Raw genomic sequence first — 8,024 nt, forward strand, 5'->3', positions numbered from 1 at the left:
GTGCAGTCCGTGCGGGGACAGCCGGCTTGGCGGGCTCTTCGACTAGCCCCTTAAGCCTCCCTTAAGCGTCGTGTGTTCCCCTTTTGCCTCTCACGCTCATTCTCGGTCACCATGAAAAAACTCTTCAGCGCCCTCGCTCTTTCCCTCGGCCTCGCTGCCGGCTCCCTGAGTTTCATGAGCGCCGCTCATGCATCGCCGTCTGCGCCTGTCGCGGGCACCGACTACACCGTGCTGCAAGCAGCGCAGCCGGTTGAAGCGCAGGGCAAGATCGAGGTGATCGAATTCATGTGGTACGGCTGCCCGCATTGCAACGAATTCGACCCGTATCTGGAAGCGTGGATCAAGAAGCAAGGTCCTGACGTGGTGTTCAAGCGCGTGCCGGTTGCCTTCCGCGACGACTTCGTCCCGCACTCGAAGATGTTCCATGCGCTCGATGCACTCGGCCTCGCCGACAAGCTCACGCCCGCCGTGTTCAACGAGATCCACGTGAAGAAGGACTATCTGCTGACGCCGGAAGCACAGGCCACGTTCCTCGCTACCCAAGGCGTGGACAAGAAGAAGTACATGGATGCGTACAACTCGTTCTCCACGCAAAGCAATCTGCAACGCGATAAAAAGCTGCTCGATGCCTACAAGATCGACGGCGTGCCGACCATTGCGATCCAGGGCAAGTACGAAACGGGTCCGGCGACCACGAACAGCCTGCCGGGCACGATCCAGGTGATGGATTTCATCGTGAATCAGGTTCGCGCGAAGAAGATGTAAAGACGTGAATGCCGCTACGAACGACACGCTGGCCCGGCTGAGGGTTTTCATCACCGGCGCGTCGAGCGGCATTGGGCTCGCACTCGCTGAAGAATATTTGAAGCGCGGTGCGGTCCTGGGTCTCGTTGCCCGTCGTGGCGATACCCTCGCGGTTTTTGCCGCGCGCTTTCCCTCTGCATCGATTTCCGTTTATCCCGCCGATGTCCGCGATGCCGCCGCACTTGGCCGCGCGGCCGAGCACTTCTGCGCGTTGCATGGCGGCGCCGATATCGTCATTGCAAACGCAGGGATCAGCCGCGGCGCGCTGACCGGTCATGGCGACCTCGAGGCGTTTCGCGAAGTGATGGATACCAACTACTTCGGCATGATCGCGACGTTCGAACCGTTCGTCGCGCGGATGGTTGCCGAGCGGCGCGGCACGCTTGTCGGTATCGCAAGTGTGGCGGGCGTGCGCGGACTGCCGGGATCGGGGGCGTACAGTGCATCGAAGTCGGCGGCGTTGAAGTATCTCGAAGCGCTGCGGGTGGAGATGCGGCCGGCGGGGGTATCGGTGGTGACGATCGCGCCGGGGTATATCCGCACGGAGATGACCCGCCGCAATCCGTATCCGATGCCCTTTCTCATGGAAGCCGATGTGTTCGCAAGGAAGACGGCGGATGCCATTGGCAAGAAGACGCGGTTTGCCACCTTTCCGTGGCAGATGCGCGTGGCTGGCGCGCTGTTGCACGTCGTGCCGCGATGGCTTTACGACCGCGTGATGGAGAAGGCGCCGAGGAAACCTCGGGCGGGGGAATAAGTATTAGCGCGGCCAAAGAAAAAGCCCGTCGGACTGAGAATCCGCCGGGCTTTTGACTTAAAGGGATCGCGAGGTCAGAACGCCACGAACGGCGCATTCCCGTTGGTGCCGAACCCGAAGTACACATAGCGTCCGAAGAAGAACGGGAGGCCGAAGTCGAACAGCGTCGGGAACGAGCCGATGGCGCCGGCCAATCCGTTCAACGCGTAGTTCGTGCCGCTGCCAGCGAGCGTCTTCGCGTTCGCGACCGTGAAGTTCACCGTGCCTGACGTCCCGTTCAGCCCGATAACCGTCGCCGATAATGCCGTCGAGTTCACCGGACAGTAGAAGTCCGTGAAGGTCGTCGTGCACGCCGGCAAGGATGAGTCGCTGAAGAACAGCCCGTTCGAACCCGAGTCAACGATGGTCGTGACCGAGGCGCCCTTGTACGTGCCGCTCAGGTTGCCGAATGCCGTTGAACGATAGGACGTCGCGCTGCTCAACGTGTTGTTGCTCTGCGTCCCGATACCGAACACCAGTGTCCCCGTCACCGAAGCCGCCGAGCTTGTCACCGGCGGCAATTGCACGATCACGCCGTTGTTGTTCACGGCAAATTTCGTCACCGGATTCACGACCTGATTGGCCACTGCCACGGCGGTCTGCGAACAGTTGGTGCCCGACGGACATGAATAGTAGTTGCTGGTCGCGGCGTTCGCGCAGGCAGCACCGCAATCCGTCGCCGATACACCCACGCCAAGAATCCCGTTCGCACCCAGTTGCCGCGACGTGCTTTCGTTGCTGCCATTGATACAGCCCGATGCCGGAACCGTCGAATCGGCCAGATCGCCTACGACCTGAACCGGAATGGCGCTCGCCGTTTCGCCGCCGATCTTCACGTCGGCAGTACGCACGGTGCCCCATGTGAAGCCATCGGCGAATTGCGTGCACTGCGCAAGCTGGCCGCCGCTCGTCGACTGGTTGATCGGCAGGTTCGTGATGATTTGCGCCGCGGCATCGCTGGCAAGGCGCAGGCCGTAGGAGCCGGTATCGACCTGGATGTTGTCGATGGTCTGGCACACGCTCGTGCCGGGCGCACAAACGGTCACGGTCACGTTCGGAATGTTGACGAAGTTCTGTGCGCCGGGGCCGACGGTGATCGGCACCGTGTTCGAGGCAGTCGATGCAATCGGCTGTGCGTTCGGCGTGCCGCTGCTGGAACCTCCACTGCCGCTGCTGCCACCGCTACCGGAGCTGCCGCCGCTGCTGACGGAACTGTTGCCGGAGTCGCCGCCTCCGCCGCCGCAGGCAGCGAGAAACACCGACAGGCTGAGCACGGCGAGCCATCGGAACAAACCGGACTTCAAGGAGAACAGGGACGATGAGTACATCGGACGCATAGTGAAAGTCTCCGTCCGTTATTGGATGTCGCTGGCGCTGACGCCGGCAGGCAAGGCTTGCGGGAGATAAGCCTGGCCGACGAATGCGCCCATGTGGCCACCGGAACGCACGACCAGCGCGCTGCCGGCCACGCTCACGGGTCCACGGCCGCCGCCGTTGGCGCGCTGGTTCTGGATGCCCTGGACGTATTGCGGAAAGTAAGTGCCGAGCAGCGATGGCAAATCAGGAATGCGCGGACCTTGCCACGCAATGCCGAAAACCGTGCCGTCCGCGCCTACGTATTCATTGACCACGGTGCCGACGGCAAGCGTTGTCGTGCGCACGGTAAAGGCGCTGGCGGAACTCGCCGATGCTGCCGAACCCGCAACTGCCGCTGCGTGCGATACCGAATTGCTGACCGTAGCGCCGGCTGGCGCCGTCATGGGCGCACCGCCCAGAACCGCATGAGCGGGCGTTACGGCAGCCAAGCTAACCATCAATCCTGCTGCGAGACTAACCAGCGCGCGAGCGCGCCGAAAGCCGAATGAAATGATCGAAGTGTCCACTTCGCTTCTCCGTTCCGATTATTTCAAGCCATGCAATATCTTGCCGTCTGAAACGCTGCGCGAGTGCGCGTCGTTCGTCGAGACGTAAGTATGCCAGCCGAATGCGTCGAACTCGGGAAAGTGAACATATGTTGCAACGCTAAATGCGCCGGGATGGCTGAAATAGATGTCGTTTTGACGCGCACGGTTGGTAGCTACCTTCCGCGCGCGTCAGATCAGCATGGCGTCAGAAGCCCAGGCTGGCGAGCAGGTCATCGACTTGCGTCTGGTCCTGAACGACGTCGGTGCGTCCCTCGGGATTGATTTGCGGCCCGTTGAGCAGCGTCTCCGGCGTGCTGGTCGTATTCGATGCCGCGAGCGCCGCCGCCTGCGCCGCAAACTGTTCACGCCGTTCCGGCGCAATGTTTTCCAGCAGCACGGTGAGCAACTGCTGCTCGATCACGTACACCACGTCGGTGATTTTCTTGATCACCTGGCCGGTCAGATCCTGGAAATCCTGCGCGAGCATGATTTCGAGCAACTGCGCGTTGGTCGCGACCGTGTGCACGGGCACTTGCTGCAGGAAACCGCGGGTATCGGCGAGCAGCGTCTTGACGTCGGACTTGTCCTGCGCCGCGCCGTACCATGCTTCCCAACGGGCATCGAGCGCCTGGGCGTCGCGCTGCATGGTTTCCTGAATCGGTTTCGCGAGTTCGATGGCGTTCAGCGCGCGATCGGCGGCCTGTTCTGTCATCGTCGCGACGTATTTCAAGCGGTCGCGGGCATCCGGCACCATTTCGGCGGCGGCTTCAACCTGTTTGTCGAGGCCGAGCTCGCGCATGGAATCGCGCAGCGTGCGCGTCAACTGGCCAATGCGCGCCAAAATGCGATCGCTCGATGCATCCCCGTCCTGCTCGATCGCCGTCAGCGCTTCCTGCGTCGTCATTTCATTCACGATCTCAGCTCCCGGCCTTGGCCATCTTTTCGAGAATCTTCGTGAGCTTCTCGTCGAGGGTCGCGGCCGTGAACGGCTTGACCACGTAACCGCTCGCGCCAGCCTGCGCTGCGGCAATGATGTTTTCCTTCTTCGATTCCGCCGTCACCATCAGCACGGGCAAGTGCGAGAGGGCGGCATCGGCGCGAATCTGCTTGAGCATTTCCAGACCGTCGAGGTTCGGCATGTTCCAGTCGGAAATGACGAACTCGAAACCGCCGCCACGCAGACGCGCAAGGCCGGCTGCGCCGTCCTCGGCTTCATCGACGTTCGAGAAACCTAGTTCCTTCAGCAGGTTTCTGACGATACGGCGCATCGTCGGGAAGTCATCGACGACCAAAATCTTCATGTTCTTGTCCATCTTCACTGCTCCTTGTATTCCCGTTGTTTCTTCAGGCGGCGCGCACGCCGCGTGGGTATTCGAATTCGTATGCTCGCGAGGAAGGTCAGACGCGTTGTGCGCGCTCGCCCATGGAATTGAGGCGCGCCATCACGCGCCGGGTCATTTCCGACAACGGCGCGATCTCGCTCACGCCGCCGGTTGCAATGGCTTCGCGCGGCATGCCGAACACCACGCAGCTCGCTTCGTCCTGCGCAAATGTGTACGCGCCGGCTTGTTGCATTTCCAGCATGCCTTGCGCGCCGTCGCGGCCCATGCCGGTCAGGATCACGCCGAGCGCGTTCTTGCCCGCGTGCTGCGCGGCGGAACGGAACAGCACATCCACCGATGGCCGATGCCGGTTGACCGGCGGCGCGTCGGAGAGATGCGCGACATAGTTCGCACCGCTTCTCGCCAGCACGAGGTGAGCGTCGCCAGGCGCGATATACGCGTGGCCCGGCAGTACACGTTCGCCGTGCTCGGCTTCTTTCACCGCGATCCGGCACAGGCCGTTCAGACGTTGCGCGAACGACTTGGTGAAGCCCGGCGGCATGTGCTGCGCGATCATCACGCCGGGTGCGTCGGGCGGAAGCGGAACCAGGAGTTCGCGGATAGCTTCAGTGCCGCCCGTCGATGCCCCGACAATGATCAGCTTTTCCGTGCTCACCAGCGGGTTGTTCAGGTTCGGCGTGGGTTTCGACGCCGTGACCGAACCGCTTGAACCCGCCGCCGCATGCACGACATGAGGCGTTTGCCTGACACGAGCGCGCGCAGCGGCGCGGATCTTGTCGGCGAGCTTCTCCGAGTATTCGAGCATGCCGTCGCGGATGCCCACGCGCGGTTTCGTCACGAAATCCACCGCGCCGAGTTCAAGCGCGCGCAGCGTGATTTCCGAGCCGCGTTCCGTGAGCGATGACACCATCACCACCGGCATCGGCCGCAACCGCATCAGCTTTTCCAGGAAATCGAGGCCGTCCATGCGCGGCATTTCCACGTCGAGCGTGAGCACGTCGGGGTTGTGCTGCTTGATCAGATCGCGTGCGACAAGCGGATCGGGCGCGGTCGCGCACACGTGCATGTCGGGCTGCGAATTGATGATCTCGGTCATCAGGCTGCGCACGAGCGCCGAATCATCGACGCACAAAACGCTGATCTTCGGTTCCGTGCTCCGGGCCGTTGTCATGCTTCCTCCACCGTCTTCATGCGGACGGTTCGCTGCAGGCCCGCTGCGGCACCGAATAGTTCGATGCGGGGTTTATCGGTTGTCCTGGCTTTCGGCTGGCTGAAAAGTTCGACGCGCGCACGCGCCTTGGCCAGCCGTTCGCTGCGCGCTTCGGGCGTTTGCCGCACCAGCGCCTGTTCGCGTTCGACCACGCTCGGGTCTTGCTGCGTGATCAGTTTCTTGACCATCGCCTGGCCGGTTCGCGGCATGAACGCGACCTTGCGCGGATACATGCCCTGCAAGTCCTCAGCCACGATGCGAATCTTTTCCAGCGCGAGATAGCGGCGAACGAACTCGGAATTTCTATCGCCGATATTGATTGTCGTCATACCCGCCAGCACCGCGCCGCCGCCGAATACCTTGGCTTCGAAGCGCTCGCGCCGGCCGCCGCGCTTGATCATCTCGTTGATCAGCACTTCCATGGCGTACGCGCCGTATCGCATGGAATCCGAACTGGACTGCGATGCGTCCGCGCCGTCGTCGGGCAGCATGAAATGGTTCATGCCGCCAATGCCCGCCGTCCGGTCAGTAATGCACGCCGCCACGCACGAACCGAGCACCGTGACGAGCACCATGTTCTCGCCCGTCATGTAGAACTCGTTCGGCAACAGCTTCACGCCCGGGAGCTTGAAGTGGTTGTCGAAATACAGGTTCGTCGCGATCGGCAATGCGCTCATGCCGGTTCTCCGGCGAGCGCCTTCTTCTTGGCGGTTCCAGCAACGGAATCACGCGATAACGCGTACACCGTCTGGCCGCGCAGCTTGAACGCCTGCGTCACATACGTGAAGTTTTCCGAATGCCCGGCGAACAGCAGACCGCCGCTTTTCATCAGCGGCTCGAAGCGCGCCAGAACTTGCGCTTGCGTGGGTTTATCGAAATAGATCATCACGTTGCGGCAGAAGATCGCGTCGAACTGGCCCGGCAGCGCATATTTCGAATCCGTCAGGTTCAGTTGCTCGAACTTCACCATCGCCCGCACTTCCGGGCGGATCTTGACCATGCCGGCGTGCGCGCCCGTGCCTTTCAGGAAGAAGCGCTTGAGCCGGTCATTGCCGAGCGTCTTCACCGAATCGAGCGAATAGACGCCCGCGTCCGCCTTCTGCAACACCTGGCTGTCAATATCTGTCGCGATCACCGTGCATTGGCGCGCGGCCGAGTCGCCAAGCGTTTCCATCAGCGTCATGGCGATGGAATACGGCTCCTCGCCCGTCGATGCCGCCGAGCACCACACAGAAAACGGCTGCGGCCGGCTCTTCGCAAACGTGGCGAGAATCGGAAAGTGATGCGATTCGCGGAAGAACGCGGTCAGGTTCGTGGTCAGCGCGTTGGTGAACGCTTCCCACTCGGCGCTGTCCGGCTGCGCTTCGAGGCGGTCGAGGTAAAGACGAAACGTATCGATGTTGCACGCGCGCAGACGTCGCGCGAGACGGCTGTAGGCCATGTCGCGTTTATGCTCGGACAGCGAAATCCCCGCGCGACGATGAATCAGGTCGCGAATGCGGCCGAAATCGGCACCGGTGAATTCGAAGTCGCGTTCCACTTCCGAACCGTTGCGGGTCCGGTCGCGGGGTGTATCGACGGGTGAGCGCGTTGCCATCATCTAGCCTTTGTTCTTCTGGAACGTGCGGTGAGCCTGCATGATCTTCTGCCACTGCCTTAGAAGGTTTCCCAGTCGCCGGCTGCGACTGCAGCGAGCTTCGGAGCTTTTGCTGCGGGGGCGGCGTCTTGGGAGGCCTGAGTCGCTGCAACCATCTTCTCGTTAATCTTATTAACGGCGCGATTGGCCGCGACGTTAGGCCGCGAAGCAACTTTTATCGGCGTAATGGGGCGTCTTGCGTGTGCTGACGCTGCAACCGACGGCTCGACGCGGCCTTGCTGAGCCGTGTCGCCGCTGACTTGCCAGTGGCCGACCACGTCCTTCAGCTTGCGCGTCTGTTCTTCGAGGGATGCCGCAGCAGCGGCCGCTT

General features: G+C 62.1%; 9 protein-coding genes and 1 pseudogene. 2 read left to right on the forward strand and 8 right to left on the reverse strand.

What is annotated here, in order from left to right:
* Positions 1–111: 111 nt before the first annotated feature.
* Positions 112–765 (forward strand): thiol:disulfide interchange protein DsbA/DsbL, encoded by a 654-nt coding sequence (locus tag ACFFAR_RS18340; RefSeq protein WP_062168778.1) that lies wholly within the window; start codon positions 112–114, stop codon positions 763–765.
* Between the two features lie 28 nt (positions 766–793).
* Complete coding sequence (locus ACFFAR_RS18345) at positions 794–1,561, forward strand: SDR family oxidoreductase (protein WP_174363696.1); 768 nt, start codon at positions 794–796, stop codon at positions 1,559–1,561.
* 74 nt (positions 1,562–1,635) lie between these two features.
* Here the strand turns inward: ACFFAR_RS18345 and ACFFAR_RS18350 are convergent, their stop codons facing one another.
* The 8 genes and pseudogenes from ACFFAR_RS18350 to ACFFAR_RS18385 form a co-directional block, all read right to left on the reverse strand.
* The gene (locus tag ACFFAR_RS18350) at positions 1,636–2,937 is read right to left on the reverse strand and encodes a DUF3443 family protein (protein WP_174363694.1); all 1,302 of its coding nucleotides are present in this window, start codon (positions 2,935–2,937) and stop codon (positions 1,636–1,638) included.
* Positions 2,938–2,955: 18 nt separating this feature from the next.
* Positions 2,956–3,414: a DUF2844 domain-containing protein gene (locus ACFFAR_RS18355; RefSeq protein ID WP_062168774.1), complete on the reverse strand. Its 459-nt coding sequence runs from the start codon at positions 3,412–3,414 to the stop codon at positions 2,956–2,958.
* A gap of 295 nt (positions 3,415–3,709) precedes the next feature.
* Positions 3,710–4,408 carry a protein phosphatase CheZ gene (gene cheZ, locus ACFFAR_RS18360; protein ID WP_174363695.1) on the reverse strand — a complete coding sequence of 233 codons (699 nt, stop codon included), beginning with the start codon at positions 4,406–4,408 and terminating at the stop codon, positions 3,710–3,712.
* A 13-nt stretch (positions 4,409–4,421) separates the two neighbouring features.
* Positions 4,422–4,817 carry a chemotaxis response regulator CheY gene (gene cheY / locus ACFFAR_RS18365; RefSeq protein WP_061998280.1) on the reverse strand — a complete coding sequence of 132 codons (396 nt, stop codon included), beginning with the start codon at positions 4,815–4,817 and terminating at the stop codon, positions 4,422–4,424.
* An 85-nt stretch (positions 4,818–4,902) separates the two neighbouring features.
* Positions 4,903–6,018 (reverse strand): chemotaxis response regulator protein-glutamate methylesterase, encoded by a 1,116-nt coding sequence (locus ACFFAR_RS18370; RefSeq protein ID WP_062168769.1) that lies wholly within the window; start codon positions 6,016–6,018, stop codon positions 4,903–4,905.
* Positions 6,015–6,734: a chemoreceptor glutamine deamidase CheD gene (cheD, locus tag ACFFAR_RS18375; protein ID WP_061998278.1), complete on the reverse strand. Its 720-nt coding sequence runs from the start codon at positions 6,732–6,734 to the stop codon at positions 6,015–6,017. The genes ACFFAR_RS18370 and cheD overlap by 4 nt, the downstream gene beginning before the upstream one ends.
* Positions 6,731–7,657 carry a CheR family methyltransferase gene (locus ACFFAR_RS18380; protein ID WP_075359303.1) on the reverse strand — a complete coding sequence of 309 codons (927 nt, stop codon included), beginning with the start codon at positions 7,655–7,657 and terminating at the stop codon, positions 6,731–6,733. The genes cheD and ACFFAR_RS18380 overlap by 4 nt, the downstream gene beginning before the upstream one ends.
* A 56-nt stretch (positions 7,658–7,713) precedes the next feature.
* Positions 7,714–8,024: pseudogene (locus ACFFAR_RS18385) on the reverse strand (methyl-accepting chemotaxis protein); the annotation flags it as partial.

It is taken from the genome of uncultured Caballeronia sp. (assembly GCF_964243625.1).
In the GTDB taxonomy this organism is placed as follows: Bacteria; Pseudomonadota; Gammaproteobacteria; order Burkholderiales; family Burkholderiaceae; genus Caballeronia.

Coding starts and splice junctions, on each gene's coding strand:
- ACFFAR_RS18355 (WP_062168774.1), bottom strand. CDS start 3,414: ATGGTTAGCTTGGCTGCCGTAACGCCCGCTCATGCGGTTCTGGGCGGT.
- ACFFAR_RS18350 (WP_174363694.1), bottom strand. CDS start 2,937: ATGCGTCCGATGTACTCATCGTCCCTGTTCTCCTTGAAGTCCGGTTTG.
- cheZ (WP_174363695.1), bottom strand. CDS start 4,408: ATGACGACGCAGGAAGCGCTGACGGCGATCGAGCAGGACGGGGATGCA.
- ACFFAR_RS18370 (WP_062168769.1), bottom strand. CDS start 6,018: ATGACAACGGCCCGGAGCACGGAACCGAAGATCAGCGTTTTGTGCGTC.
- cheY (WP_061998280.1), bottom strand. CDS start 4,817: ATGGACAAGAACATGAAGATTTTGGTCGTCGATGACTTCCCGACGATG.
- cheD (WP_061998278.1), bottom strand. CDS start 6,734: ATGAGCGCATTGCCGATCGCGACGAACCTGTATTTCGACAACCACTTC.
- ACFFAR_RS18380 (WP_075359303.1), bottom strand. CDS start 7,657: ATGATGGCAACGCGCTCACCCGTCGATACACCCCGCGACCGGACCCGC.
- ACFFAR_RS18340 (WP_062168778.1), top strand. CDS start 112: ATGAAAAAACTCTTCAGCGCCCTCGCTCTTTCCCTCGGCCTCGCTGCC.